Source organism: Microbacterium sp. SD291 (assembly GCF_017355365.1).
GTDB lineage: Bacteria > Actinomycetota > Actinomycetes > Actinomycetales > Microbacteriaceae > Microbacterium.
The window spans coordinates 172,078-197,077 of the sequence record NZ_JADIJR010000002.1; the positions used below are offsets into that span (position 1 = coordinate 172,078).

A 25,000-nucleotide genomic window follows, 5' to 3' on the forward strand; every position below is an offset into this window, starting at 1 on the left:
AGCGTGCGGATCGTCGATTCCGCGGATGTCTCGCCCGATGCGATGATCGGCTCCGGCAGCTCGATCTGGCACCTGGCCCAGGTCCGCGAAGGCGCACGGCTCGGCGAGAACTGCATCATCGGACGAGGCGCGTACGTCGGCACGGGTGTGGAGATGGGGGACAACTGCAAGGTGCAGAACTATGCTCTCGTCTACGAACCGGCGAAACTGGCGGACGGCGTCTTCATCGGCCCAGCGGTCGTGCTGACCAACGACACCTATCCGCGAGCGATCAATGCTGACGGCACGATCAAGAGCGCCCACGACTGGGAGCCCGTCGGGGTGACCATCGAACGGGGCGCGGCGATCGGCGCGCGATCCACGTGCGTGGCACCCGTCACGATCGGTGCCTGGGCGACGGTCGCCGCCGGCGCCGTCGTCGTCAAGGACGTGCCCCCGTATGCGCTGGTCGCCGGAGTCCCCGCCCGCCGTATCGGCTGGGTCGGCGAGTCGGGCGTGCCGCTAGTCGCGGGTGAAAACGACAACATATGGGTGTGCCCGACGACGGGCGACCGTTACTTCGAGACCGCCGGAACACTGACCAAGGAGACCGTGTGAGCGAGTTCATTCCCCCCGCCAAGCCCATCATCGGCGACGAGGAGCGCGAAGCCGTCGATCGCGTGATGCGCAGCGGGATGATCGCACAGGGGCCGGAGGTCGCGTCGTTCGAGCAGGAGTTCTCAGCGCACTTCGTGCCCGGGCGGCCGTCCGTCGCGGTGAACTCCGGCACCGCCGGGCTCCACCTGGGCCTTCTCGCGGCCGGCGTGGGTGCGGGCGACGAGGTCATCGTTCCCTCCTTCACGTTCGCGGCGACCGGGAATTCGGTCGCACTGACCGGCGGCACCCCGGTGTTCGTCGACATCGAGCCGGAGACGTTCACCCTGGACCCGGAGGCAGTGGCCGCCGCGATCACACCGCGGACCAAGGGGATACTGCCGGTGCACCTGTACGGGCACCCGGCGCGGATGCGCGAGCTGGAAGCTCTCGCGGCCGAACGCGGCATCGCGCTGTACGAGGACGCGGCCCAGGCACACGGCGCCTCGCTGGACGGACGCCCGGTCGGCTCGTTCGGCGAGTTCGCGATGTTCAGCCTGTATCCGACGAAGAACATGACCAGCGGCGAGGGCGGCATGGTCACCACGGCGACCGACGAGATCGCTCGCCGCGTGAAGCTGCTGCGCAATCAGGGCATGGAACGTCAGTACGAGAATGAGGTCATCGGATTCAACGCGCGGATGACCGACATCCACGCCGCGATCGGCCGCGTCCAGCTGACCAAGGTCGACGCATGGACGACGACCCGCCAGCGGAACGCAGCTTTCCTGGACGCCAACCTGCAGGGCGTCGTCGTGCCACCGGTCGCCGAGGGCGCTGTGCACGTCTATCACCAGTACACGATCCGCGTGCCGGAGAACCGCGACGGCTTCGTCGGCGCGCTCAAGGATGAGCACAACGTCGGCGCGGGCGTCTACTACCCGATCCCGAACCATCGCCTGCCGTCGCTGACGCACTTCGCGCCCGGCCTGGACCTGCCCGAGACCGAGCGCGCCGCGCGCGAGGTCGTCTCGCTGCCTGTGCACCCCTCGCTGAGCCAGGATGACCTTGAGCGGATCGTCGCCGCAGTCAATACCGTCGCGAAGGCGGGTGCCTGATGACGCTGCGGGCAGGTCTGCTCGGTGTCGGCATGATGGGTCGCCATCATGCCCGCGTCCTGCGCGAGATCGACGGGGTGGATCTCGTCGCGATCGCCGACCCTGGCGGGGACCCGCACGGTGTCGCCGGAGACCTGGACGTCCTCCCCGACATCGACTCGCTCATCGAATCGGGCATCGACATCGCGGTCGTCGCTGTGCCGACCCGTTTCCATGAAGACGCCGCGCTGAAGTTGGCCGCGGCCGGCGTGCATACGCTCGTCGAGAAGCCGATCGCGCACAGCGTCGAAGCAGGACAGCGGATGGTCGATGCCTTTGCCGCAGCGGGCCTCGTCGGCGCGGTCGGCCACATCGAACGGTTCAATCCCGCGCTCCAGGAGCTGCGGCGGCGGATCGAGGCCGACGAACTGGGGGCCGTCTATCAGGTCGTCACCCGCAGGCAGGGACCGTTCCCTTCCCGCATCGCGGACGTCGGTGTCGCGAAGGACCTCGCGTCCCACGACGTGGACCTCACCGCCTGGGTGGTGCAGTCCGGCTACGAGACCGTGTTCGCGCAAACCGCGTTCAAGAGCGGCCGTGAGCACGAGGACATGATCACGATCACCGGACGCACCGCGTCCGGGGTGATCGTGAACAACATCGTGAACTGGCTGTCCCCGATGAAGGAGCGCCTCACGGTCGTCACGGGTGAGAAAGGCGCGTTCGTCGCCGACACCTCCACCGGCGACCTCACCTTCTATGCCAACGGCACGATCCCGCTCGAATGGGAATCGGTCTCCAGCTTCCGCGGCGTCTCGGAAGGCAACGTCACACGGTATGCATTCGCGAAGCGAGAGCCGCTTCGCGTCGAGCATGAGGCGTTCCGCGACGCCGTTCTCGGCAAGCGGACCGACCTCGTCACGATGGAACAGGGTCAGCGCACGCTCGTCGTCGTCGAAGCCGCCCTCGAATCGGCGCGCGAGGGCATCACCCAGCGGCTAGACGCCACGCTGTGAGTCGACGTTCGCAGGCGGGGACCACAGCATGAAGGCGCTGTGGGTCACGCTGAAGGAGCTCCTCGAGCTGCTGCCCGGTGATGCGCGGAGCTTTCTCATCCGCTACTCGCTGTCTTCTTCGGCGTTGGCGTTGCTCGACATCCTTGCGCTCGGGCTGCTTGCGCTGATGCTGGCACCGCTGGCGTCGAACCAGCAGGTGCGTCTGCCCCTGCTCGGTGAGATTGCTGCCGAGAACGTCGTATGGGTGCTGGTGACGGCGTGCGCGCTGATGGTGATCAAGTCGCTCATCGCGCTCGTTCAACAATGGTACGTGACTCGGCGAATGGCCCATTTCGAACTCGCGATCGGTGATCGGCTGTTCAGCGCCTACATCCGAGCACCCTGGCTCGAGCGTATGAAGCGGAACTCCGCCGAGCTCGTTCGCATGGCGGATGTCGGCATCGCGAACACCACGTCAGGCCTGCTGCTGCCGGTCGCCTCGCTGCCCTCTCAGGTCGTCACATTCTGCTCGGTGCTCTTCGTCCTGTTCGCGGCCCAGCCGCTGATCGCGGTCGCAACGGTGCTCTATCTCGGGGTGGTCGCGGGGCTGCTCTACGGCTGGGTGTCTCGCCGTGCGGTCAAGAACGGAAGGATGAACCGGGACTTCTCATTCCGCACCGCGACACTGATGACCGAGATGGTGCAGGCGCTTAAGGAGATCACGCTTCGAGACAAGGCGGGGGAGGTCGCTGCGCTCGTGAATCAGAACCGCTCCGTCGCTGTGAAGGCTCGAGCCACGATCGGGTTCCTCGGGGCGATCCCGAAGTTCGTGATCGATTCTGCCGTGATCATCGGATTCCTGATCATCGGCGCCGTCGGCTATGCAACGGGCGGTCTCCCCGGCGCGTTCTCGTCCATCGCGCTGTTCGGAATCGCGAGTTTCCGCATGGTGCCCTCGATGCTGCAGTTCCAGGGAGTGATGACCTCCACGGCCTCCACGCTGCCGCACGCACGCGCCGTCATTCGCGACATCAAGGCAGCCGAAGGCTACATCTCCGCAGCCGAGGTGATCGGAGACGGCGAGCTGAACGAGCATCCCGTGGAACTCGTGCTGGACAACGTCGCATTCACGTATCCCGGTGCTGAGACGCCGGCGCTCTCCGGCGTGAGTCTCAAGATTCCGCTCGGCACCCATGTCGCCTTCGTCGGTTCTTCCGGTGCCGGGAAGTCGACGATGGTCGATCTGATACTCGGATTGCTGACTCCGACTGCCGGGGAGATCCGCCTGGACGACACCGATCTCTCAGAGGTGCTCGGCGCATGGCGTCGCCGAGTCGGCTACGTCCCTCAGGACGTGGCATTGTTCGACGGAACGGTCGGCCAGAACGTGGCGCTGAGCTGGAGCGAGGAGTACTCGCGCGAGGACGCCTGGCGTGCGGTCAAGGGCGCACAGCTGGACACGGTCGTACGTGCCCGGCCGGGTGAACTCGACGCGCCGATCGGCGAGCGCGGCCTGGCGCTCTCCGGTGGCCAGCGGCAGCGACTCGGGATCGCACGAGCCCTGTACACGGACCCGGTGGTCCTGGTCATGGACGAGGCCACGTCGGCGCTCGACACCCAGACCGAGGAAGCTGTGACATCCGCCATCAGCCGGCTGCGCGGCTCGGTGACGGTGATCACCGTCGCGCATCGACTCTCGACGATCCGGGAGGCGGACATCGTGTGCTTCTTCGCGAACGGGCGGATCGCTGCACAGGGGACGTTCGACGAGGTCGTGGCGGCAGAGCCGGAGTTCGCCGTTCAGGCACGTCTGGCCGGACTGGCTTGACGCAACTCGCCTCCGGAGGTCGACTCAGCCGCTGATCCGCCGGTAGGTCTCCTCGAGCCGGCTGATCTGCCCGGGGGCGGTGTGTTGCCGGAGCGCCCACTCACGCGAGCCCAACTGATCCGCGGCTGCTTCCGGGTCGGCGAAGTCCGACAGGACCGCCGAGACCACGTCGTCGACATCGCCGTTGCGGATGGGGAGCGGTTCCCCGTCGGGCCCCGGGTAATGCCTGCCCACCGCGGCGAGCGGCGCACCGATCCCCATGGCCTCGAGTTCGGACACGGAGAGTATCCGGGTCGCCTGGCCGACGACCACGGACGCGTTCGCGAGGAACTGCAGGAAGTCCTCATGTGGAGCCTTCGGGATCAACTCCACGCCCAGACGAGCGGCCTCCTCTGCGCCCGGACCCCAGTCGAGGCCCCGGACGGGCACTCCGGCCGCGATCAGCTGCCGGGCCACCTCGAGCATTCCTTCCAGGCCCTTGACCTCTTCCCAACGGGACGAGAACGCGACGTAACCCCCGGGCGTCCACGCGGGGAGGGCGCTCGGATCGAAAACGACGGGCAGATACTCGGCGTCGGGACGCGCCGTGGTGGCGTCCTCGGCGTTGTCGGGGGTCGAATAGTAGACGTGCGCAGCCCCGTCGATGTAGCGCTGGAGGGTCGCGTGACGCGCTGCCTGATGCCAGAGCGTGCGGATGTCCGTTCCGTGCAGATGCAGGACGTACGGGCGATCGGGGATGTAGCGCGGTGCGATGCGGGCGACCGTCGTGGCGTAGTGCACGTGGATCACGTCCGAGCGCGCCGCCGCGAGCCCGATGCGGGCGAGCGTCCGATACGCGGCAGCGCGAGTCGGACGTGATCTGCCGGCACGCAACGGCGGCCAGGTGAGCTGGGGCGGAAGGATGCGCCAGGGCAGTCCCTGGGCTGTCGCGGCCTCGACGAGGTTGGCGCCGACGAAGGCGCAGTCGTTGAGATGCAGTACGCGTGGGGTGGTCGCCATTCCTCCATGTTAGGTCCGCGTCGATGGGCGGGCCGCGACACGGCGCTAAGCTGGATCGGTGCAGATCGCCGTGTTGACCACCTGGTTTCCCACGACGCGCAACCCCGGAGCCGGCTCTTTCATCGCCCGCGACGTCAAGGCCCTGGCTGAAGACCACGATGTGCACGTGATCCATCTCGTCCCTCCCGAGCTCGACGACGGTGCGCGCTCACGCAGGCACGGCGACGTGCGGGTCGCGGCCTTCCCCCTCGACGTGCGCACACCCCGCGGACTCCTGGCGGCGACGCGGCAGGTCCCTGATCTCCTCGGCGACGCCGGGATCGTGCACACCATGGCCGCCCCGGCACTGCTGCCGTTCCTCCTGCGGCGTCCTGATCGCGCGTGGGTCCATACCGAGCATTGGAGCGGGGTTCGCAACCTCAGCGCGTCTCCGAAGGCGCGTCTTGCGCTTCCGCTCAGTCGGCGCGCGTTCGCCGGGCCTGACCGCGTGATCGCGGTCAGCGAGTTCCTGGCCGATGCCGTCCGCCGAGTGAGGAGGGGGCCTGTCGACGTGATCGGCAACATCGTCGACCTGCCGGATGCGGATGCCCGAGCAGGGGAGACGCTGTTCCGCGGCGCGAAGGTGAAGGTGCTCGGCGTGGGCACCGTGAAGGAACCGAAGGGCTGGCGGCTCGCGGTCGACGCCGTGCAGCGACTCACGGACGACGGCCTCGACGCAGAACTGCTCTGGCTCGGCGACGGTCCGGAGTTCGCTGAGCTGGCCGCGTCTGCCGATGGTCGCGTGATCATCGCCCCCGGTCACGTCTCCGCCACTGCCGTAGGCGCGGCGATGTCCGAGGCCGATGTCTTCGTGCTGCCCACGCGCTCGGAGACGTTCTCGCTCGCCACGGTCGAGGCCCTGATGGCGGGACTGCCGGTCGTCGCCACCGGAACGGGAGCGCACTCCGGTTTCATCGCGCCGGGAACCGGCTTCGTCGTGCCGCGCGAGGGCGAGCAGATCGCGCGGGGTGTCCTTGGTGCTCTCCAGTTGGATCGGGCTGGGATCGCGTCGCACGGGCGAGCGCTGGCGGAGCGATTCGGCGAGGGGGAGTTCCGTCGCAGGTATACGCAGATCTATGAAGAGGTGAATCGCGGATGAAGGCACGCCGGGAAGACGAGGAGCCCCGCACTGTCGACATGATCGTCGCCGTGCACGACACGCGGCGCGACATTCGCCGGGCGATCAGATCGATCCTCGCCGACGGAGATCCGTCGGTGAGGGCGTTCGTCGTATGCCACAATCTCACGCGCGCGGACGTGGAACTCGAACTGGCCGATCTCATCGCCGCGCACCCCGGACGAATCCGCATCGAGGAGTGCGCCGACGGAATCCCGAGCCCATCCGGCCCCTTCAACTTCGGCCTGGACGCCTCTGACGCCGATTATGTCGGCATCATGGGCTCGGATGATGAGCTCGATCGGGACGCGATCTCGCAGTGGCGGGAGCGAGCCGAGCGGTTCGGTGCCGACGCAGTGCTGGCGAAGGTCGTCCGTGGCACACAGCGGACTCTGGTGCGCTCCCCGCCGAAGAGGCTGATGCGCACAGGCGTGCTCGACTTCGCCCGTGACCGTCTCTCGTATCGGAGCGCTCCCCTCGGACTCATGCGAAAGGAAGCGATCCAAAGGCTCGAACTCCGTCTCCTGGACGGGGCGCGCAACGGCGGCGACCTCCCGTTCGTCACGCGCCTCTGGCTCAGAGGGCGGGTCGTCGCGGCCGTCGGACTCGCGGCGTACGTCGAGCATGCCGACGCCCCGGTCCGTGTCACGCATCTGGCGAAGCCGGTGCGCGAGGAGCTCGGCGCGGTCGTCGCCACGCTCCGCGACGACGTCGTACAGCGCATGTCCGCGAGCCAGAGGACTGCCCTTGCGACGAAGCTGCTCCGTCGCAACCTCATCGATTCCGTGCGCAAGCGGGACGGCGGCAGGGCGTTCACGGATGACGACTGCGCGGCGATGGCGGAGATGATCGGACTCATCGACGATTTCGCGCCAGATGCCCGCAAGCTGCTCTCGCGCGCACACGGGCGGCTGTTCGACGAGCTGACCCGTCCCCGCCCGGATCTTGCCGCAGTGGCGGCCGCGGATGCCTCATCCGCGCGCTACCGCACGGTGGACGCACTCGCGCCGAACAGCCTCCGCTTCCTCCTGCATCCGCAGGCCCAGCCACGGTTCATGCTCGCGACCGCGTCGATAAAGATCGGAGCCTCGCGCTACTTCCCGTGGCTGCGCGCGGTGCTCCTAGTGCTGACGTCGGCGGTCTTGGCGGCCGCATTGCTCATCGCGCTCCTGCCTCGCTGATCAGCGGCGGGCGTTTCGGATGACGTCCTGGACGAGCCCGGTGACGCGGCTCATCACGACACCCAGCGAATGCTCCCCGCTTGCCCAGGTCGACAGTCGGCGGCGCTCCCCGTCGGATCCCGCTTCCCGCAGAGCGGATATCATCGCCTCCGCGACCTCGTCCTTCGTATACTCCGCAGTCCAGCCGACACCGGGGGTCCGCGCGAATGAGAGCCCCGGCTCGGGGCCGGTGTACACCACGCGGGTTCCGCATCCCACGGACGCGAGCATCTTGGTGGGGAACGCCACGTAGGCATTCGGGAGCACACTCGCAAGCGTGGCCGCGGCGCCTCTGATCCATCCCGCGACCTCACGGCCCGACATCCGCGGCAGGAACTCCACCGCGCCGGGGACCGTCGCGGTGGCGCGCGCTTGCATGGCGTCGCGCTCGGCACCCTGGCCGATGAAGACCAGGCGAGCGTCGGGCATCAAGCTCAGAACACGCGGCATCGCGTCGATGAAGATCATCGCACCGTGAACCTCCGACGCGGTTCCGGGGTACAGCAGGTAAGGAGCGTCCGCTCGGTGCGACGGCCCATCAGGGCGGAAGATCGTCTCGTCGTACCCGTTTCCGACGACTTCGACCAGCGCCTTGGGAGCGATCTCCCGCAACCGCTGCGCCACGCTCTCAGACACGGCGGCGACACCGGCCGCACCGCTGAGCGCGAACTTCTCGAGCGCTCTGACGACATTCGTCACCAGTGCCGGCGATCCGGCGACCGACGCGGCCTCCGACCACACGTCGGCGGCGTAGTACACATACGGGATCCGCCTGAACCAGCAGACGGCGCGCACGACAGCCCCTGTGGTCGGGGGAGGCTCCACGATCACGGCGTGCGGCTTTCGCGATGACAGCAATCGGAACGCGAGAGGGACGTCGAAGCTCATGTACTGCGCGTATCCGCGCACGTACCCGTCTCGATCCCGCAGGACCGGGGCGCGACGGACTGTCGCGCCGGCGACATCGCCGGCGACACGCATTCCTGCCGGAGCGGTGCTGGTGAGAACGTCGACTTCGGCACCGCACTCGAGGAGCGCTCGGGTGAGGGCCGCGAGACGAAAAGACGCGGCGCCCGGCTCAGGAGAAAAGATTCGCGAGACGACGGTCACGCGGCTTCGGCTCAACGAGGTCATCACTCGATTCTGCCGCACCACCGGTGAGCTGCCGCACAGGACGCCCCCCTAGACTAGAACCCATGCGCATCGCCGTCGTGGCCCTCGGAAAGATCGGGCTCCCTCTCGCCGTCCAGTTCGCCGCATCCGGTCATGAGGTGATCGGAGTGGACGTGAATCCCACGGCAGTCGAGACGATCAATGCCGGGCGGGAGCCTTTCCCGGGGGAGGCGCACCTCCAGGCGAAGCTCTCCGAACTCATTCCGTCCGGCCGCCTTCGCGCGACGACCGACTACGCAGAGGCCATTCCCGGCGCTGACGCAGTCGTGCTGGTCGTTCCCGTGTTCGTCGACGATGTGACGTGGGAGCCGGACTTCAAGTACATGGACTCCGCGACCCGCGCGCTGGCCCAACACCTCACTCCCGGCACTCTTGTCTCCTACGAGACCACGCTGCCGGTGGGCACAACTCGGAATCGCTGGAAGCCGATGCTCGAGGAGGGATCCGGGCTCGTCGAAGGCAAGGACTTCCACCTCGCCTATTCGCCCGAGCGGGTTCTCACCGGCCGAGTCTTCGCAGACCTCCGGAAATACCCCAAGCTTGTGGGCGCACTCTCGGATGAGGGTAATCGGCGCGCCCGTGAGTTCTACGAGGCGGTGCTGCAGTTCGACGAGCGCCCCGACCTGCCGCGTCCCAACGGAGTCTGGGACCTGGGCACCACGGAGGCCTCGGAGATGGCCAAACTTGCCGAGACCACGTACCGTGATGTGAACATCGGCCTCGCGAACCAGTTCGGACTGTTCGCGGCCGCGCACGGCATCGACGTGTACAAGGTGATCGAGGCGTGCAACTCGCAGCCGTACAGCCACATCCACCGACCCGGCATCGCGGTCGGCGGACACTGCATCCCGATCTATCCTCGGCTGTACCTGTCTACGGATCCGGACGCCGATATCGTGCGTGTCGCCCGTCAGCTCAACGCCTCGATGCCCGAGCGTCTCGTCGCGCAAGCGGAGGGACTGCTGGGCGATCTCAGCGGTCTGCGGGCGGTCGTCCTCGGCGCGGCGTATCGCGGAGGAGTGAAGGAGACGGCGTTCTCCGGCGTCTTCCCTACGGTGAAGGCGCTCCGCGACCGCGGCGCAGACGTGTTCGTGCACGATCCGCTGTACACGGATGATGAGCTGCGTGCTCTGGGATTCGAGCCCTACGCCATCGGAGGGGAAGCCGATCTGGCGGTCCTGCAGACGGACCACGCCGCTTATCGTGAGCTCTCGCCTGCCGACATCCCCGGCATCAGGCTGCTCGTCGACGGACGTGCAGCGACGGATGCCGCAGTCTGGGCCGGGACTCCGCGCATGGTGGTCGGCGCTGCCGCCTGACTGCTTGAGATATTCACACAGGAAGGGCCGCTCGCCTCGCGCGAGCGGCCCTTCCTGTCAATCCGATGGTCAATCGATGTCGTTCTCGGAGCGTCGATTCGAAACGCTCAGCTGCGCGACCGTGCTGTCGGCCGTCGACTTGACAGCGAGCGCTGCAGCGATCACGAAGAAGATGAGCCCGGGAATCGCGTAGCGGAACTGAGTGGGAGTTCCATTGGTGACGTTGTACAAGGCGGTTCCCAGGATTCCTCCGAGAAGCAGGTGAGCTTCGGGGCGGCGGAAATGAAGGGCTGCGCCAGCGATGGCAAGAAGGATGAGCAGTAGCAGCGGGACATCACTGTGCAGGAATGTATTGACATCCTTGTTGATGATGTGCATTGTCATGCGCGGAACCGCACGGAGCGCATCGACGAGGTTGTCGGCGCCGGCCTTCATATAGAACTGATCCAGTTGCGAGAAGGAGGGGAAGATCAGAGCCTGCAGGATCTGACACCCGAGGCTTGTTATTGCCACGACGATCGCGGGAACAGTCCAATCGTTCCAGCGTCGCTGAATCAGGGAGCCAAGCAAGCACGCAATGACGAACGCGCCTGCGACGATGAAAGTTGCCTGTCGGGTAAAAGCCGCGCCGACGACGGTCAGCGCCAGCAACCCGAGAATCCATGGGCGTCGACGTTCCATCCAGTGCCAGGCGACTACTAGCGTGAGTGCGCTCCACAGCGCCGAAAGTGATTCCGTGAGCATTCCGCCGTTGAACATCATCAAGTAATGACTGCTGTTGATCAGCAGCATGACCGCGGCGGCGACGACATTGCCGTAGCGACGCTGAATGATGAGAGTGAAGACGACGGTCATCACGGCAAAGATCACAAGAACGGTCGCCGCAAGCCCGAACGGACCGAAGAGCTTCACCGGTATCGCCGCGAGCAAGGGAAGGACGACCCGAGGCTGGACGAGGCCCCAGCCGAACAGCTGATCGATCTCCGGGATCTGCTGGCCGTAGTGAGCGCCGAAGGCGGCCGTCAGTTCACGTGCCGACTCCTGGCTCTCGCCTCCGAACCAGAAGGCCATGGCGAGGTAATAGCGAGAGTCCGGATAGAAGAACGGCTGTCGCAGAGTATATGCGGTGTAGCCGATGGCGAAGCTTCCGAACACAATGGCCCAAAGTGCCAGATTGTGTGTGTTGCGCTTCACCCAATGGCCGGCATGGAGGGCCCGGTTGTGTGAAGTCATTCGGTGTCTTTCGAAGGCGGTGTCTTTTCCGGATCGCGAACAGCGAAGCGCTGATAGATGGGCGTACTCGGAGTCGCTTGAATATCGAGCTGGAGTGCGCTGATCAACATCTGCGTTCCGATCATCAACGGCAAGGCGGCGAGCATCACTGTGGCGGCGGTTGCGACGACCGAACCAGCGATCTGGAATACGACCCAGATGCTGACCCCGACACCGATGAGGAGCAGGCAGAGCCCCATGAACAGCAACAGGGCGATCGGGGAGAACGACCAGAGGACGTAGCGATACCAGATTCGAGACCAGTATCCGACTGTCAAGCGATTGAGGAGCTCCGGGATGACCTTCCCAAGCCGGATGCTCGAAACCTCATCACCGTACACCGCCGGAATCGGCACGTCGGTGGCCGGTACCTGAAGGATGTTCAGGTGAATCAGGAGGTCGTTCTCGAAACTGTATCTCTTCGCCACACGGTCGAGCGGCACTCTGCGGAGCACCTCGGTGCGGACCGCCGTATAGCCGTTCTGCGGATCGAACAGATTCCAATACCCGGACGCGAGCTTCGTCAAGAACGAGAGGACGACGTTGCCGAAGACTCGGTATCCAGGCATCCCATGGAACGACTCGGGAGAGTAGAACCGATTGGCCTTCGCGAACCCGAATCCCTCGTCGGTGACCTTGTCGAGCAGTTCCGGGAGATAGTCGGGATCCATCTGCGCGTCGCCCGCCATCACGACGTTCACGTCTGCGCCGAGATCCATGGCGGCTCGGTGCGCCGTGATAATCGCACCTCCGACGCCCTGATTCATCTCGTGCCGGATCAACAGCACGCGCGGATCAGCGATCTCCCGTACGACTTCGCTCGTTGCGTCAGGGCTGCAATCGTCGACGATCACGATGTGGTCGACGAAGTCCGGCATAGTCTCGATGACCTTGGCGATCATCTTCTCTTCCTTGTATGCCGGCACTACAGCGGCGATGACCGCGTTTTTATACATCCGAGCTCCGTGTGTGAGGGCTGGCGAACACCCAGTGACGATAGGCGAAGTAATTCCAGACAGTCGTGGCCACAACCGCTGCGATCTTCCCGAGAATCCATCCCCCGCCGATCTGGTCGACGACCCAGACGATGCCGGTCGTGGCCAGCGTGTTGAAGATCACGAGCGCCGTATACCGCGCGACGCTCGGCGCCACCCTGTTGTCGGAGGCGAATGCGACCACTCGTTGCAGTGTATACGTCACGACGAAGGAGGCCAGGAACGCGACCGGAGTCGCCACTGGCAGCGGCACGCCCAACAGCTCGTGAGTGAACCATAGGAGTGCGATGTCGACCAGGAAGCAGAATCCACCTACGGCGAGATAACGGACGGCGCTGCTGCCCCACACGCGCGAAATCGCGCCCCGAAGTGTATTCGCCATGACTTAAGTCTGCCAGACGACTCCGGCGAGTTTTCACCGATGGGCAAGGCGCCGAGATTGGCGGACGGGCGCTGGAGTCTCGTGGTCATCGCCTCAAGCTCTCAGGAACTCGCCGATACGATGGAGGCATGGATCTCCTCGTCGTAGGGTCGGGTTTCTTCGGCCTCACCATCGCTGAGCGCGCTGCAGAAGCGGGCCGTAAAGTCATCGTCATCGACCGCCGCCACCACATCGGCGGCAACGCCTACAGCGAGGCGGAGCCCGAGACCGGCATCGAGGTGCACCGCTACGGTGCGCACCTGTTCCACACCTCGAACCCGTCGGTCTGGGAGTACGTAAACCGCTTCACGACGTTCACGAGCTACGTGCACCGCGTCTACACGACCCACAAGGGCGTCGTCTTCCCGATGCCGGTGAACCTCGGCACGATCAACCAGTTCTTCCAGTCCGCCTACACGCCCGACCAGGCGCGTGCGCTCGTCAAGGAGCAGGCTGGGGAGTTCGACGCCAAGAGCGCGGCGAACTTCGAGGAGAAGGGCATCGCCCTCGTCGGACGCCCGCTGTTCGAGGCGTTCTTCCGCGACTACACCGCGAAGCAGTGGCAGACCGATCCGCAGAAGCTCTCCGGCGACATCATCAGCCGCCTTCCGGTCCGGTACACCTACGACAACCGCTACTTCAACGACACCTGGGAGGGGCTGCCCACAGACGGCTACACCGCCTGGATCGAGCGGATGGCCGACCACCCGAACATCGAGGTGAAACTGAACGTCGACTACTTCGACGAGTCCCAGCCGCTGAACCGGAAGGCGACCGTCGGACAGGTCCCCGTCGTCTACACCGGCCCGGTCGACCGCTACTTCGACTACGCGGAGGGCGCGCTCAGCTGGCGCACGCTCGACTTCGAGCAGGAAGTGCTGAATGTCGGCGACTTCCAGGGCACCAGCGTCATGAACTACCCCGACATGGATGTGCCGTACACGCGCATCCACGAGTTCAAACACTTCCACCCGGAGCGCGAGGACATCTACAAGTCGGACAAGACCGTGATCATGCGCGAGTTCTCGCGGTTCGCGAAACGTGAGGACGAGCCGTACTACCCGGTCAACACCCCGACCGACCGCGAAGGCCTGCTGGCGTACCGTGAGCTCACGAAGGGGGAGAAGGACGTGCATTTCGGCGGACGTCTCGGCACCTACCAGTACCTCGACATGCACATGGCCATCGGCTCGGCGCTGTCGCTGTGGAACAACACCCTCTCGTAGACTCGACACCGTGAGTCACACTGCTGCCGGTGCGCCCGGGACGCCCCGGCGCTACCTGCATTCGCTGTGGCTCCTGTCCGCCCGCGACCTCAAGGTCCGCTACTCGACCAGCTTCCTCGGCTACCTCTGGTCGGTGCTCGATCCGCTCGTGATGAGTGCCATCTACTGGTTCGTCTTCACGCAGGTGTTCAGTCGTGACGTCGGCGAGGACCCGTACATCGTGTTCCTCATCAGCGCGCTGCTGCCGTGGGTGTGGTTCAACTCCTCCGTGTCGGACTTCACGCGCGCCTTCAAGAAGGACGCACGTCTGGTGCGCTCGACGGCGATCCCGAGGTCCATCTGGGTGAACCGGATCGTGCTCAGCAAGGGCATGGAGTACCTGTTCTCGCTGCCGGTGCTCGTGGCGTTCGCCGTCTTCGCGCCGGGCACGCAGTTCGGGTGGGGGGTCCTCTGGATGCCGGTGGCGATGCTGCTGCAGACGGTGCTGCTCGTCGGGCTCGGCCTGCTGGTCGCTCCGCTGTGCGTCATGTACGTCGACCTCGAGCGGACGACGGCTCTGATCCTCCGGGCACTGTTCTATGCCACCCCGATCATCTACAACGTCACCGACCTCCCAGGCGTGTTCCAGACGCTTGGGGCGTTCAACCCGCTGGCGGGGATCTTCATGCTCTATCGGATGCCGTTCTTCCCTGACCAGTGGAACTCGACGACCGTGCTGATCAGCGTTGTGATGAGCGTCGGCATCCTGGCTCTCGGCATGTGGGTGTTCCGCATGCTCGAACGCCCCGTGCTTAAGGAGCTGTGATGTCGGCGGCGATTGAAGTACAGGGTCTCGGGGTCCGTTTCCGGCGCAACCGTCGCGGCAGGCGGAGTTTCAAGGACCTCTTCGCAGGGGCCTCCCGGCGCTCGCGCCCCGGCGAGTTCTGGGCACTCCGCGACGTCTCGTTCACGGTGCAGCCCGGCGAGTCGATCGGCGTGGTCGGCCGGAACGGGCAGGGGAAGTCGACGCTGCTGCGCCTGGTCGCCGGGGTACTTCTCTCCGATGAGGGCACCGTGACCGTCAACGGCGGCGTGGCCCCGCTCATCGAGATCACCGGCGGCTTCGTCGGCGACCTCACGGTGCGTGAGAACGTCAGGCTCACCGCCGGCCTGCACGGCATGTCACGCGACGAGGTCTCCAGCCGCTACGACGACATCATCGCGTTCGCCGAGCTCGCCGGCTTCGAGGAGACGCCGTACAAGCACCTCTCCAACGGCATGAAGGTGCGCCTCGCCTTCTCAGTGGTGTCGCAGCTCGACGAGCCGATCCTGCTCGTGGACGAGGTCCTCGCAGTCGGCGACAAGGCCTTCCGCGACAAGTGTTACAAGCGCATCGATGAGCTGCTCGCCGAAGGCAGGACTCTGTTCTTCGTCAGCCACAACGAGCGCGATCTTCGGCGCTTCTGCAAGCGTGGCCTGTACCTCGACAAGGGCGCCCTCGTGCTCGACGCGCCGATCGCCGAGGTGCTCGACCGGTACAACGCCGACCACGCCGTCTGAGGGCTGTCACGTTCTCCCGCGCCGCGTGGAATCCCTCCGCCGCGACCGGCGTTCAGAGCCCGACGAGCGCGCGTAGGTTCGCGGCGGACGCGCGGGCGCCCTCCAGCGCGGAGGTGACATCGGTGCCGGCGGATGCTGCGGAATGCAGGGCGGTCAGCTTCTGCGCGTAGTCCGTCACACCGTCACGCCACTGCGTGCCGATCGATGACGGCGCCTGAGTATCGGCGAGACGCTGCGCGTCCTCCTGCAGCGTCTCGATGACCGGGACGCCATCGGGTCCGGGGTTGTTCGCCACGATGTCGAGACCGTACACGGCGTCGTCCAGCCACACGCTGACCCGTGCTCGGAACGCGTCGACGGTCGGATCGGTCGTCGGCGGCGCCGTCACCACAGGGGTGGTGGGGGTCGGCGCCGTGGTGGGGCTCGGCGTGGGCGTGGGACTCGGCGTTGGCGTCGCGGATGCCGACGGTGACGGCGACGGTTCGGGTGCGCCGCCTCGGGGGACCAGGAACAGCAGCAGCACAGCGGCGATGAGGACGATCGCGAGGGCGATCCCGAGGATCAGCCAGACCTTCCCGCGGTGATTCGGCGCTGGTGGGAGGGGCGCCCACCTCAGCTCCGGCTGCTGCTCGCTCATGCTCAGGCCTCCAGAGAGGCCATGGGCTGCCAGGAGCGATCGCGGCCGATTCGGCCGCCCTCCCTGAGCCCTCGGAAGAGGTTGCTCGTACCGCGGACCGTGCGCTCGACGAACACAAGTCGGATGAGCTCCTTTGCGAAGGTCATCGCCGTGCCGAGGCCGAACAGCACCGGGTTGTAGTTCCCGTGCACCCGGTAGTACTTCTTGATGTATGCCCGGTTGCGCATGATGTAGAAGCGGTACGCGTTGCTCGACGCGTTCATGTGGCGGATGCCCATGTCCCACTGCCTGATCTCGCGCGTGCGACGAAGGACGAATTCGTCGACGATGACCGCGGTGGTCCGGCGCGAGGCGAGCCAGCCGTACATCTGGTCGTCCCAGTAGATGAAGAAGCGCGGGTCAGGCAGGCCGATCTGCTGCACGATCGATCGATGGATGAACATGCCCTCGAAGCATCCGCTGTTCATCTCCTTGAACCCGGAGCTGTCGAACCCGGAAGGGGCGAACGGGATCGGGATGCCCATCCGCTCGGCGATCCGGTACTGCCAGTAGAATTCGCTGCCGTCGTAGTCGTAGCGGCGTCCCTGGATGCTCTTGAAGCGAGGAGCCCACTTGCCCATCCTGGCAAGCCCGTCGGGGAGGACCTCGACGTCGTCGTCCATCATCCAGATCCACTCGGATCCGAGTTCGTAGGCGGTTCGCATGCCCTCGCTGAAGCCGCCGGAGCCGCCGGTGTTGGTCTCAAGGCGACGGTAGACGAGCTCGGCGCCCAGACGCGGCCGGAACGATTCGACCACATCGGTGGTGTCGTCGGCGGAAGCATTGTCGATGATCACGACGCGGCCCGGCTTCGGGTTCATCGACGTGATGCTCTCCAGGAGACCGGTGAGCAGGTGCGAACGGTTGAAAGTGACGATGACGATCGTCGCCGACGCCGGGTCGAATGCAGCGGGCGCCGCGGTCATGCCTTCTCCTCGAAGATCTGCTGCCAGGAAGCGGGGGATACGAGCTCGGGCAGGGCCTCTCGATACTGACGCTGAAGCTCGGGCCAGCGTCGGCGCAGTTCGGCGTGCAGGCGCACCGACTCGCGCAGCATCCGCCGGTACTTCGAGCGATCCCGGGTGTAGATGTTCTTGCCCGACCCGTCGGCCGCGCTGACGAGGGCGCTGTCGAACCCCGGAAGACGCCACCACAGCGCGTCGTCCTTGCCGAACTCCACCTCGGGCTGGCGGATGTTGGCGGGGTGGGGTTTGTGCAGCCAGTGCGCAGCGAGGGTGGAAAGCGTGAACCAGCGAAGTCTGAGTCCGCTCGGGCTGTCAAGTTCGTTCTTCGGCAGTCGCTTGTACACCTGACGGCCCCGTCGTGAATGAAGCACGGTCGACGGGTCACGATGGATGAGGGTCTCAGGGAACTCGGACGCGAGCGCTCGAGCTGCAGGCATCGCCGTCTCCAAGTTGGCGCGCAGATGGTCCGGACCGGCGAGGACGTCTCGCAGCGCCCGAGCTCTGAGAGCGACGGGGTAGTACTGCATCATCATCAGGTGCTTGAGATCGACCCGGCGGCTGTGGATGATCAGGCGACCGCCCCGGGGTGCGTCGGAGTGGAGAATCGCTGTGACGATTCGGTTGCGGGCGTGGAAGTACGCCTGCCAGTCGATCGTGTCGTCCTTGTTGACCCACGACACATGCCAGAGGGCGACGCCCGGCATCGACACGGTGGGGTACCCGGCATCGCCTGCTCGGAGACAGAACTCGGCGTCGTCCCACTTGATGAATGCGGGCAGCGACAATCCGACTTTCCGTACCGTCTCGACCGGGATGAGGCACATCCACCAGCCGTTGTAGTCGGCGTCCATCCGCATGTGCAGCATCGGGGATTGCCGGAGGTTGGCGACGCCGAAATCGTGCGGCATCTTCTCCTGGTAGAGGTTGCGCCACATGAACGGTGCTTCGTCGACGACCTCGGCCCAGCCATGCAGTTTGGGGCGGTCGAGAAGGTCGAACATGTGACCGCCCACCAGCACAGGAGTCGTGGCGTACTGACCGAACACGATCGAGCGGCGCAGGGACTCCGGCTCAAGTCGCACGTCATCGTCGAGCAGCTGCACGAAATCGCTTTCGGGACGTCGCAGCGTCTCCAGCATCGCGCGGGCGAAACCGCCGGAACCGCCGAGGTTCGGCTGGCGGATCACCTGGAGGGTGTCGCCCAGGCGCTCGGCGACCTGATCGAACCCGTCCTGATCGGCGACGAGCTGCGTGCCCTGGTCGACCAGGAAGATGCGGTCGACGAACTCGAGGGCATCGGGTGATGCGGCGAGGGCTCGGAGCGTCTCCATGCAGTAGTCGGGCTTGTTGTATGTGGTGATCCCCAGAGACGCTTTGCCGGTGCGGACCGGCTCCTGCTCCGTCGTCCACTCCGCACCTTCGAGTACGGCGTGCTTCTCGTCCGCGACCACATCGAACCAGATCCAGCCGCCGTCGCTGTACTGCGTGAGTGACAGGTCGAATGAAGTGGTCGCCTCACCGGTGACCTCTCGCGTCGCGACCCGCTGCCTGACGCCCGCGCTGTTCGAACGGTAGACCAGGATCGTGGCAGGTCCGCTGGTGTGAACGGTCAGACGGACGTCGCGGACGCTCGTCCAGTGCTGCCAGTACGACGCGGGGAACGCGTTGAAGTACGTGCCCAGTGAGACGCGGCGGCCGGCCACGATGCGGGCGCGATGGCGCCCGAGGATGTTGCCGAGGTGCGCGCGGTTCGAGACTCGGACGGGTTCGTCCTCGATCACCGACCAGGTCTCGGGGTCTGCGTACAACGGCAGAAGGTCGGGGTCGCGATCGAGCGGGAAGACGACGTTCTGAAGGACGTGTGCCACGGGATGGATCTCCGATGTTGTTGCCGCAGACCGCCGCCCTGGGGGAGGCGCGGGACTCGACGAGCAGAGATCAGCCTACCCTCCACCGGCTTCGGATCACTGGGAGCGCGGCCCCGAGCGGCCCAGATCACGGTGGTTAGACTGATCGCGATGAAGGTATTGATAACCGGCGGCGCCGGCTACATCGGATCGACGGTGGGTACGGCGTGCATCGAGGCCGGGCATGACGTCGTCGTACTCGACGACCTCTCCACCGGGCTGCGTTCCTTCGGCGAGGGCCGGCAGCTGTACGTCGGGGACATCGCAGACGGCCTCCTGCTCGACCGTCTGCTGGACGAGCACCCGGACATCGCTGCTGTGGTCCACTGCGCCGCGCGCATAGTCGTTCCGGATTCGGTCGCGGACCCGCTGGGGTATTACGACGCCAACGTCGGCAAGTCCATCATCCTGCTCAAGCGGCTCCGTAAGGCCGGTATCGGACGCGTCGTGTTCAGCTCGTCCGCTTCCGTCTACGCGGGTGAGAGCGGCGACGGAGTCGACGAGAGTGCTGCACTCGCGCCCGCGAGCCCCTACGCCACCACTAAGGCGATGGTCGAGCAGATCCTCGAGGATGCTGCTGCCGCGGGCGACTTCCGCGCGATCGCTCTGCGCTACTTCAACCCGATCGGAGCCGACCCTCATCTTCGGAGCGGTCTGCAGAACCCGACCCCCTCCCATGCGCTGGGCAGGATCATGACCGCGCACGCCCGAGGGGAGACGTTCGCGATCACCGGCACCGACTGGCAGACCCGAGACGGGTCTGGCCTACGGGATTACATCCACGTCTGGGACCTCGCGCTCGCCCATGTCGCGGCTGTGGAGAAGTTCGACGATGTCGTCTCCGCCGACGACCCGTACCGCGTGATCAACCTCGGGACCGGCGACGGAGTCACCGTGCGGGAGCTCATCGCGGCATTCGAAAGGGTCACCGGCAGTACCCTCCAGGTCGCCGAGACCGGCCGTCGTCCCGGTGACCAAGCCGGCGCATTCGCGATCGCCGGCCTTGCCGAGCGACTGCTCGGCTGGCGCGCGGAGCGCTCGCTGGACGACGGCGTCCGGGACGCTCTGGCCTGGGCCGATAAGCTCGCGGGATCCGCCTGAGCCTTCATTCACCCCGCAGCGTCGGGATCACTCCGGTGTTCGCGGCGTCGATGCTCTCGCGCCATGACCGCGACTGGCCGGCGCGCAGCGCGCACAGCACGAGCATGAACCATCCGGCACCGACGAGCGTGAAGCTCTCGAACATCGAGTAGACAGCGAGCGTGACGAGCATCAGCGGCGTCCAGGCGTAGACCACGGAACGCCGGGCGCTCGCGACCAGCCATGAGCGCACGGTCGCTATGCCGCCGAGCAGCAGGAACAGCACGAGCCCCGCCGTGCCGAGCTGGAGAAGCACGTCGAAGTACGAGTTCAGGGCGCTCTGATGGTGATCGTCGAGCTGGAAGTTGATGTACGTGAAGGGGTACTCGCCGCGGGCCCACGGGCCGAACCAGCCCCACCCCGTGATGGGCTTGATGGCGACGAAGTCGAGGATCGTGTTCCACAGCGTCGCCCTGATCGAGAAGTCGGAGCCCGCGTCCATCAGCGCGATGATCGGGTGCCTCAGTGCGAACGCCGCCGCCAGCGCGAGTGCCACCAGCGCCCCGAGGACCCACTGCACGACGTTCCTGCGCTCGAGCGGCGCATGCCGCACGATCGCGAGAGCCACGGCAACCACGCCGACGGCGACAGCGAGCACGAGCACCGTCGGGGATGCGGAGAGGAACGCGAGCAGCGTCGCGAGCGCGATCGAGGGCACGGCGATGGGGGCTGTCACTGACTGGGAGCGCCACTCGACCACGAACGTGATCAGCGCGATCACCACGATGAAGCCGAGCATGTTGCGACTGCCGAACATGCCCTGCACCGGTCCGCCGAGCGCGAGGTTGCCCTGCACGCCGAGGAACGCGAACGGCACGTCGAGCAGGATGCCCGACATGATCTCCAGGCCGAGCGACACGGCGAGCAGCACGCGCAGCGTGTCGCCGAGAGCGCGCACGGTCTGCAGCGTGTCGCGGATGTGACCGATCGTGATCGCCAGGAACGCGAAGCCGAGAAGCGTCAGCCACCCGAAGACGGTGTCCGACCTGTCCGTGGTCCACGCGAGGCTCACGGCCGCCCAGACCAGGAAGGCGAGCAGCGATGACGGAGCGAGGCGCAGCAGCGAGAGCTCCTCGCGTCGCACCCACAGGATCGTGGCGCCGAGCAGGCAGAGCAGGCCGACGATCGAGGCGAGCGTGATCTGCGACGTCATCCGTTCGATGGTGAACGAGCCGAACACGGCGGCGAGTGCCGCCAGGGTGAAGGCTCGAGCCATCTCGGCCGAGCCGAGCAGTCGGCTGAGGCGACGGGCCAGGGTCACGGGACCCGCCGTCTTCTCTCGCCGCGCTCGATCACGCGCTCGCCCACTCCGACGATCGGAGTGGCCTTGATCTTGAAGGACAGCAGGATCAGGAGCATCCAGCCCCACAGCATGATGGGCGTGGACTCGGTGAGGCCTTGGACCAGGAGTACGACCGTGAAGAGGCTGGGCAGAAGCGTGAGCGGGGAGTAGGTGCGGTCGGCGGTCAGATCCCAGCGTGGCCGGTCGACGGCGAAGAACCACGAACGCCAGAGCAGACTGAGATACGCGATCGCGACGAGGACGAGCCCGACAGCCCCCAGCTGCATGAGCACGTCGAGCCACATGTTGTGCGCGTGGAAAACAGTGATGCCGTGATCGGTGATCCAGTGATCGAATGCCGGGTCGCTCGGCACCCAGGGGCTCGAGAAGCCGTTCCCGGCGATCGGATGCTCGGCGACCCGTTCGAGCACCTTCGTCCAGATCCTGTCCGAGCGGCCGGTGAGATCGGATTCGCGGCCGAGAAGGGCGAGCAGGGGCTTCTGCAGCAGCCAGGCCGCGGCTCCGGCGAGCACCGACCCTCCGATGAACACGACGTACAGGCGGGTCCGCGCGGCCGGGGTCTGCGCCCGGCGCATCAGCAGAGCGACGATCAGCACGACCGCGGCCGCTGCCGCGCAGGCGAACGCCGTCGCCGAGGCCGCACGGAACAGGAAGTAGGCGGCGAGCAGCATCCACATCGCCAGCGTCGTGCGCCAGCGGGCTCTGGCGCTGTACAGGATGCCGAAGGTGATGAGCGCGAACACGCTGATGATGGCGAGCAGGTTCGCGTTGCCGACGATGCCCTGGATGCGGCCGCCGTCGAAGAGGTTGTCGCGCACCCAGTACCACTGCGGGTCGATCTCGCCGTCCGGAAGGGTCACGAAGTTCGGCAGCAGCGGGGCGTGCAGCACCAGCGAGACCCACAGCTCGAGCGCGAGGGAGAGGCCCAGGATCCATTTGAACGCGGATGACAGTGCGCGCACGATCTCGTGCCAGGTGAGGACGTGGGCGATGAACAGGGCGTTCACGGTCACCGTCGCGAGAAGCACCCAGGTGATCGCGGTCGGGACGCGCCACTGCGACCAGGCGAGGGAGAGCAGCGCGAGTAGCGCGTACGCCGTCGCGGTCCACGGCAGCCGGCGCCACGGGAACGCCTGCGGCCGGTTCGTCGCGATCATCGGGATCCCGATGGCGAGCGTGGCAAGGAGGAACACGACGAGCACGATCCCCGCGCCGATCGCGCCGAGCAGGTTGTACACGGCCGAGTGAGCGAAAGTCACGATCAGCACGAGGATGATGTACGCGCGCAGCAGAAGATGTCCCGTCGACTCGCGCTCGGGCGCGGTGGGCGGGGCCTTCACCGGGTGCTTCGTGTACTGCGCCATCGCGTTCAGGCTACCGCGCCGCAACGGCCTGCGCCTGAGCACCTCACCGGTCACGCGGAGGTCCGCGCGCTGTCCTACGCTGGGCACATGCTGCTCGGTCTCTCCAACGTGCCCCGCGACTACGCATGGGGGTCTCGCACGCTTCTCGCCGGCCTCGAGGGCCGTGAGCCCACAGGCGCCCCCGAAGCGGAGGTGTGGTTCGGCGATCACCCGGGTGACCCCGCGGATGTCGACGGCGGCGGCACGCTCGACGCGGTCACCGGCGGCACCCTTCCGTATCTGCTCAAGCTGCTCGCGGCCGGTGCGCCCCTGTCGATCCAGGTGCACCCGACAATCGAGCAGGCGAGGGCAGGATGGGCGCGCGAAGCCGGCCTCGACGCCGACGATCCCGGTCGCAACTATCGCGACGACAACCACAAGCCCGAGCTGATCGTGGCGCTCAGCGAGACCTTCGAGTCGCTGAGCGGACTGCGGCCGGTCGCGGACACGCTCGACCTTCTGGCCGGCCTGGGCGACGGAGCCGGAGCCGGAGTGTCTGCGCTGCGCGCACGCCTCGGCGGCGCCGGCGACGTGCTCGGCGACACGATCGGCTGGCTGCTCTCGGGCGGGGCTCAGGCCGAGGTCGACCAGGTGATCGCGGCCGTCCGCACCGCACAGCACGGGGAAGGACCATGGAACACGACGCTGCGTGCGATCGCCGGAGTCGCCGATGTGTATCCGGGCGACCCGGGCGTCGTGGTCGCCCTCCTGATGAACCACGTCGTGCTGCGCCGCGGAGAGGGCATCTTCCTCCGCGCCGGCCTCCTGCACGCCTATCTGGACGGACTCGGCGTCGAGATCATGGCCGCGAGCGACAACGTGCTGCGCGGTGGCCTCACGCCCAAGCGGATCGACGTCCCCGAGCTTCTCTCGATCCTCGACACCGAGCCTGGTGCGGTGCCGGTGCTGCGGCCGGACGCGGATGGCCCCGTCACGGCGTACGACGTGCCCGTTGCGGACTTCTCCCTGCGCCGGGTGACGCTCACGGGCGCCGCGGTCACCGTGCCGGTGGCAGGCCCCACCATCCTGCTGGCCACGGCCGGGACGATCGTCGTGAGCGGAGCGGATGCCGAGACGCGCGAGGTTCCGGTGGGCACCGCCGTGTTCGCCGCGGCCGACGAGGGGACGCTGACGATGTCGGGCGAGGGGGAGGCCTTCCTCGCAGCCCCCGGCGACTGAGCCCGGACGACGGCGACCCGGGGAGCCTGCGATCGGCGCGACACGCCGATGGATCGTCATGAACTTTCAATCCGGGCTTGAGGGTTTACGATCCGCGACTTGACCGATGCGAATGACACGGGTGTAATTAGTTGAGCACGGCCCGCCGGGGGGCGGAACAAAGGGTTGGAGATCGACATGACGGGATACCGTTCGGACGTACCGGAGAACTGGTTCGTCGATCCGATCAACCTCGGTGTTCCCGGGGTGCGCAAGGTCGAGTCCGAAGACGACGCGGCCCTCGGGTGGCAGAGCGAGGCGCTGTGCGCGCAGACCGACCCGGAGGCGTTCTTCCCCGAGAAGGGCGGATCCACTCGCGATGCGAAGCGCATCTGCACCTCGTGCGACGTCCGCGGCGAATGCCTCGAGTACGCGCTCAACAACGATGAGCGCTTCGGCATCTGGGGCGGGCTCTCCGAGCGGGAGCGCCGCAAGCTCAAGCGCCGCGCGAGCTGACACGCGGCTGACCGCGGCATCCGCTTCGCGCAGACCGCTGACCGACTGCTTCGCGGCATCCGCTGACCGACTGCTTCGCGGCCACGCCGCACTCGCTGCCTCTGCGCTCGCAGTCGCGC

23 protein-coding genes are annotated in these 25,000 nt (G+C 66.5%); 13 read left to right on the forward strand and 10 right to left on the reverse strand.

Annotated features, from left to right (window positions below):
• Positions 1-42: 42 nt before the first annotated feature.
• The 4 genes from IPV10_RS02265 to IPV10_RS02280 are packed head-to-tail and all read left to right on the forward strand — an operon-like array spanning position 43 to position 4,493.
• Positions 43-597 (forward strand): acyltransferase, encoded by a 555-nt coding sequence (locus tag IPV10_RS02265; protein WP_207480033.1) that lies wholly within the window; start codon positions 43-45, stop codon positions 595-597.
• On the forward strand, positions 594-1,691 hold the full coding sequence (locus IPV10_RS02270; RefSeq protein ID WP_207479951.1) for a DegT/DnrJ/EryC1/StrS aminotransferase family protein: 1,098 nt from the start codon (positions 594-596) through the stop codon (positions 1,689-1,691). Before IPV10_RS02265 ends, IPV10_RS02270 begins: the two co-directional genes overlap by 4 nt.
• A complete protein-coding gene (locus IPV10_RS02275) occupies positions 1,688-2,686 on the forward strand; it encodes a Gfo/Idh/MocA family protein (protein WP_207480035.1) in 999 nt (332 codons plus the stop codon). The genes IPV10_RS02270 and IPV10_RS02275 overlap by 4 nt, the downstream gene beginning before the upstream one ends.
• 28 nt (positions 2,687-2,714) lie before the next feature.
• On the forward strand, positions 2,715-4,493 hold the full coding sequence (locus tag IPV10_RS02280) for an ABC transporter ATP-binding protein (RefSeq protein WP_207479953.1): 1,779 nt from the start codon (positions 2,715-2,717) through the stop codon (positions 4,491-4,493).
• A gap of 24 nt (positions 4,494-4,517) precedes the next feature.
• On the opposite strand, the gene IPV10_RS02285 is transcribed toward IPV10_RS02280, so the two are convergent.
• Positions 4,518-5,492 (reverse strand): hypothetical protein, encoded by a 975-nt coding sequence (locus IPV10_RS02285; RefSeq protein ID WP_207479955.1) that lies wholly within the window; start codon positions 5,490-5,492, stop codon positions 4,518-4,520.
• Between the two features lie 58 nt (positions 5,493-5,550).
• Between IPV10_RS02285 and IPV10_RS02290 the strand changes: the two genes are divergently transcribed.
• Together IPV10_RS02290 and IPV10_RS02295 are read left to right on the forward strand one after the other, a co-directional pair.
• Complete coding sequence (locus tag IPV10_RS02290; RefSeq protein ID WP_207479957.1) at positions 5,551-6,630, forward strand: glycosyltransferase family 4 protein; 1,080 nt, start codon at positions 5,551-5,553, stop codon at positions 6,628-6,630.
• Positions 6,627-7,829: a glycosyltransferase family A protein gene (locus IPV10_RS02295; protein ID WP_207479959.1), complete on the forward strand. Its 1,203-nt coding sequence runs from the start codon at positions 6,627-6,629 to the stop codon at positions 7,827-7,829. Before IPV10_RS02290 ends, IPV10_RS02295 begins: the two co-directional genes overlap by 4 nt.
• Here the strand turns inward: IPV10_RS02295 and IPV10_RS02300 are convergent, their stop codons facing one another.
• Entirely contained in the window at positions 7,830-9,002 is a 1,173-nt protein-coding gene (locus IPV10_RS02300; protein ID WP_207479961.1) for a glycosyltransferase, read from the reverse strand. It abuts the gene before it with no gap.
• A gap of 62 nt (positions 9,003-9,064) precedes the next feature.
• Between IPV10_RS02300 and IPV10_RS02305 the strand changes: the two genes are divergently transcribed.
• Complete coding sequence (locus IPV10_RS02305; RefSeq protein ID WP_207479963.1) at positions 9,065-10,360, forward strand: nucleotide sugar dehydrogenase; 1,296 nt, start codon at positions 9,065-9,067, stop codon at positions 10,358-10,360.
• A 69-nt stretch (positions 10,361-10,429) separates the two neighbouring features.
• Here the strand turns inward: IPV10_RS02305 and IPV10_RS02310 are convergent, their stop codons facing one another.
• Genes IPV10_RS02310 through IPV10_RS02320 form a run of 3 tightly spaced genes read right to left on the reverse strand, consistent with a single transcriptional unit; the run spans position 10,430 to position 13,009 of the window.
• Positions 10,430-11,593, reverse strand: a complete 1,164-nt coding sequence (locus tag IPV10_RS02310; protein WP_207479965.1) for a hypothetical protein — start codon at positions 11,591-11,593, stop codon at positions 10,430-10,432.
• Entirely contained in the window at positions 11,590-12,588 is a 999-nt protein-coding gene (locus tag IPV10_RS02315; RefSeq protein ID WP_207479967.1) for a glycosyltransferase family 2 protein, read from the reverse strand. The genes IPV10_RS02310 and IPV10_RS02315 overlap by 4 nt, the downstream gene beginning before the upstream one ends.
• The gene (locus IPV10_RS02320; RefSeq protein WP_207479969.1) at positions 12,581-13,009 is read right to left on the reverse strand and encodes a GtrA family protein; all 429 of its coding nucleotides are present in this window, start codon (positions 13,007-13,009) and stop codon (positions 12,581-12,583) included. The genes IPV10_RS02315 and IPV10_RS02320 overlap by 8 nt, the downstream gene beginning before the upstream one ends.
• A gap of 128 nt (positions 13,010-13,137) precedes the next feature.
• Between IPV10_RS02320 and glf the strand changes: the two genes are divergently transcribed.
• From glf to IPV10_RS02335, 3 genes are read left to right on the forward strand one after another with little or no spacing between them, the layout of a single operon-like run.
• Positions 13,138-14,274, forward strand: a complete 1,137-nt coding sequence (gene glf / locus IPV10_RS02325) for a UDP-galactopyranose mutase (RefSeq protein WP_207479971.1) — start codon at positions 13,138-13,140, stop codon at positions 14,272-14,274.
• A gap of 10 nt (positions 14,275-14,284) precedes the next feature.
• Positions 14,285-15,079, forward strand: a complete 795-nt coding sequence (locus tag IPV10_RS02330; protein ID WP_207479973.1) for an ABC transporter permease — start codon at positions 14,285-14,287, stop codon at positions 15,077-15,079.
• Positions 15,079-15,813: an ABC transporter ATP-binding protein gene (locus IPV10_RS02335; protein WP_207479975.1), complete on the forward strand. Its 735-nt coding sequence runs from the start codon at positions 15,079-15,081 to the stop codon at positions 15,811-15,813. The genes IPV10_RS02330 and IPV10_RS02335 overlap by 1 nt, the downstream gene beginning before the upstream one ends.
• 52 nt (positions 15,814-15,865) lie before the next feature.
• On the opposite strand, the gene IPV10_RS02340 is transcribed toward IPV10_RS02335, so the two are convergent.
• Genes IPV10_RS02340 through IPV10_RS02350 form a run of 3 tightly spaced genes read right to left on the reverse strand, consistent with a single transcriptional unit; the run spans position 15,866 to position 19,322 of the window.
• Complete coding sequence (locus tag IPV10_RS02340; protein ID WP_242684528.1) at positions 15,866-16,450, reverse strand: hypothetical protein; 585 nt, start codon at positions 16,448-16,450, stop codon at positions 15,866-15,868.
• Between the two features lie 2 nt (positions 16,451-16,452).
• Positions 16,453-17,415 (reverse strand): glycosyltransferase, encoded by a 963-nt coding sequence (locus IPV10_RS02345; protein WP_207479977.1) that lies wholly within the window; start codon positions 17,413-17,415, stop codon positions 16,453-16,455.
• On the reverse strand, positions 17,412-19,322 hold the full coding sequence (locus tag IPV10_RS02350) for a glycosyltransferase (RefSeq protein ID WP_207479979.1): 1,911 nt from the start codon (positions 19,320-19,322) through the stop codon (positions 17,412-17,414). Before IPV10_RS02350 ends, IPV10_RS02345 begins: the two co-directional genes overlap by 4 nt.
• 150 nt (positions 19,323-19,472) lie before the next feature.
• On the opposite strand from IPV10_RS02350, the gene galE reads away from it, so the two are divergent.
• Positions 19,473-20,462, forward strand: coding sequence for a UDP-glucose 4-epimerase GalE (gene galE / locus IPV10_RS02355; RefSeq protein WP_242684529.1), 990 nt, complete (start codon positions 19,473-19,475; stop codon positions 20,460-20,462).
• Positions 20,463-20,466: 4 nt separating this feature from the next.
• Here galE and IPV10_RS02360 read toward each other — a convergent pair whose 3' ends face one another.
• Positions 20,467-21,762 (reverse strand): O-antigen ligase family protein, encoded by a 1,296-nt coding sequence (locus IPV10_RS02360; RefSeq protein WP_207479981.1) that lies wholly within the window; start codon positions 21,760-21,762, stop codon positions 20,467-20,469.
• Positions 21,759-23,168: an O-antigen ligase gene (locus IPV10_RS02365; RefSeq protein ID WP_207479983.1), complete on the reverse strand. Its 1,410-nt coding sequence runs from the start codon at positions 23,166-23,168 to the stop codon at positions 21,759-21,761. The genes IPV10_RS02360 and IPV10_RS02365 overlap by 4 nt, the downstream gene beginning before the upstream one ends.
• An 87-nt stretch (positions 23,169-23,255) precedes the next feature.
• Between IPV10_RS02365 and manA the strand changes: the two genes are divergently transcribed.
• Both manA and IPV10_RS17125 read left to right on the forward strand, forming a co-directional pair.
• Positions 23,256-24,386, forward strand: a complete 1,131-nt coding sequence (manA, locus tag IPV10_RS02370) for a mannose-6-phosphate isomerase, class I (RefSeq protein WP_207479985.1) — start codon at positions 23,256-23,258, stop codon at positions 24,384-24,386.
• Positions 24,387-24,563: 177 nt separating this feature from the next.
• Positions 24,564-24,881 (forward strand): WhiB family transcriptional regulator, encoded by a 318-nt coding sequence (locus IPV10_RS17125; RefSeq protein WP_278249297.1) that lies wholly within the window; start codon positions 24,564-24,566, stop codon positions 24,879-24,881.
• The last annotated feature ends 119 nt before the right edge of the window (positions 24,882-25,000 follow it).

Excerpts from the sequence above, each read along its gene's own strand:
- IPV10_RS02265 (WP_207480033.1), top strand. The coding sequence starts at position 43 with ATGATCGGCTCCGGCAGCTCGATCTGGCACCTGGCCCAGGTCCGCGAA.
- IPV10_RS02280 (WP_207479953.1), top strand. The coding sequence starts at position 2,715 with ATGAAGGCGCTGTGGGTCACGCTGAAGGAGCTCCTCGAGCTGCTGCCC.
- IPV10_RS02285 (WP_207479955.1), bottom strand. The coding sequence starts at position 5,492 with ATGGCGACCACCCCACGCGTACTGCATCTCAACGACTGCGCCTTCGTC.
- IPV10_RS02295 (WP_207479959.1), top strand. The coding sequence starts at position 6,627 with ATGAAGGCACGCCGGGAAGACGAGGAGCCCCGCACTGTCGACATGATC.
- IPV10_RS02300 (WP_207479961.1), bottom strand. The coding sequence starts at position 9,002 with ATGACCTCGTTGAGCCGAAGCCGCGTGACCGTCGTCTCGCGAATCTTT.
- IPV10_RS02305 (WP_207479963.1), top strand. The coding sequence starts at position 9,065 with ATGCGCATCGCCGTCGTGGCCCTCGGAAAGATCGGGCTCCCTCTCGCC.
- IPV10_RS02310 (WP_207479965.1), bottom strand. The coding sequence starts at position 11,593 with ATGACTTCACACAACCGGGCCCTCCATGCCGGCCATTGGGTGAAGCGC.
- IPV10_RS02315 (WP_207479967.1), bottom strand. The coding sequence starts at position 12,588 with ATGTATAAAAACGCGGTCATCGCCGCTGTAGTGCCGGCATACAAGGAA.
- IPV10_RS02320 (WP_207479969.1), bottom strand. The coding sequence starts at position 13,009 with ATGGCGAATACACTTCGGGGCGCGATTTCGCGCGTGTGGGGCAGCAGC.
- glf (WP_207479971.1), top strand. The coding sequence starts at position 13,138 with ATGGATCTCCTCGTCGTAGGGTCGGGTTTCTTCGGCCTCACCATCGCT.
- IPV10_RS02335 (WP_207479975.1), top strand. The coding sequence starts at position 15,079 with ATGTCGGCGGCGATTGAAGTACAGGGTCTCGGGGTCCGTTTCCGGCGC.
- IPV10_RS02340 (WP_242684528.1), bottom strand. The coding sequence starts at position 16,450 with ATGAGCGAGCAGCAGCCGGAGCTGAGGTGGGCGCCCCTCCCACCAGCG.
- IPV10_RS02345 (WP_207479977.1), bottom strand. The coding sequence starts at position 17,415 with ATGACCGCGGCGCCCGCTGCATTCGACCCGGCGTCGGCGACGATCGTC.
- galE (WP_242684529.1), top strand. The coding sequence starts at position 19,473 with ATGAAGGTATTGATAACCGGCGGCGCCGGCTACATCGGATCGACGGTG.
- IPV10_RS02365 (WP_207479983.1), bottom strand. The coding sequence starts at position 23,168 with ATGGCGCAGTACACGAAGCACCCGGTGAAGGCCCCGCCCACCGCGCCC.
- manA (WP_207479985.1), top strand. The coding sequence starts at position 23,256 with ATGCTGCTCGGTCTCTCCAACGTGCCCCGCGACTACGCATGGGGGTCT.
- IPV10_RS17125 (WP_278249297.1), top strand. The coding sequence starts at position 24,564 with ATGACGGGATACCGTTCGGACGTACCGGAGAACTGGTTCGTCGATCCG.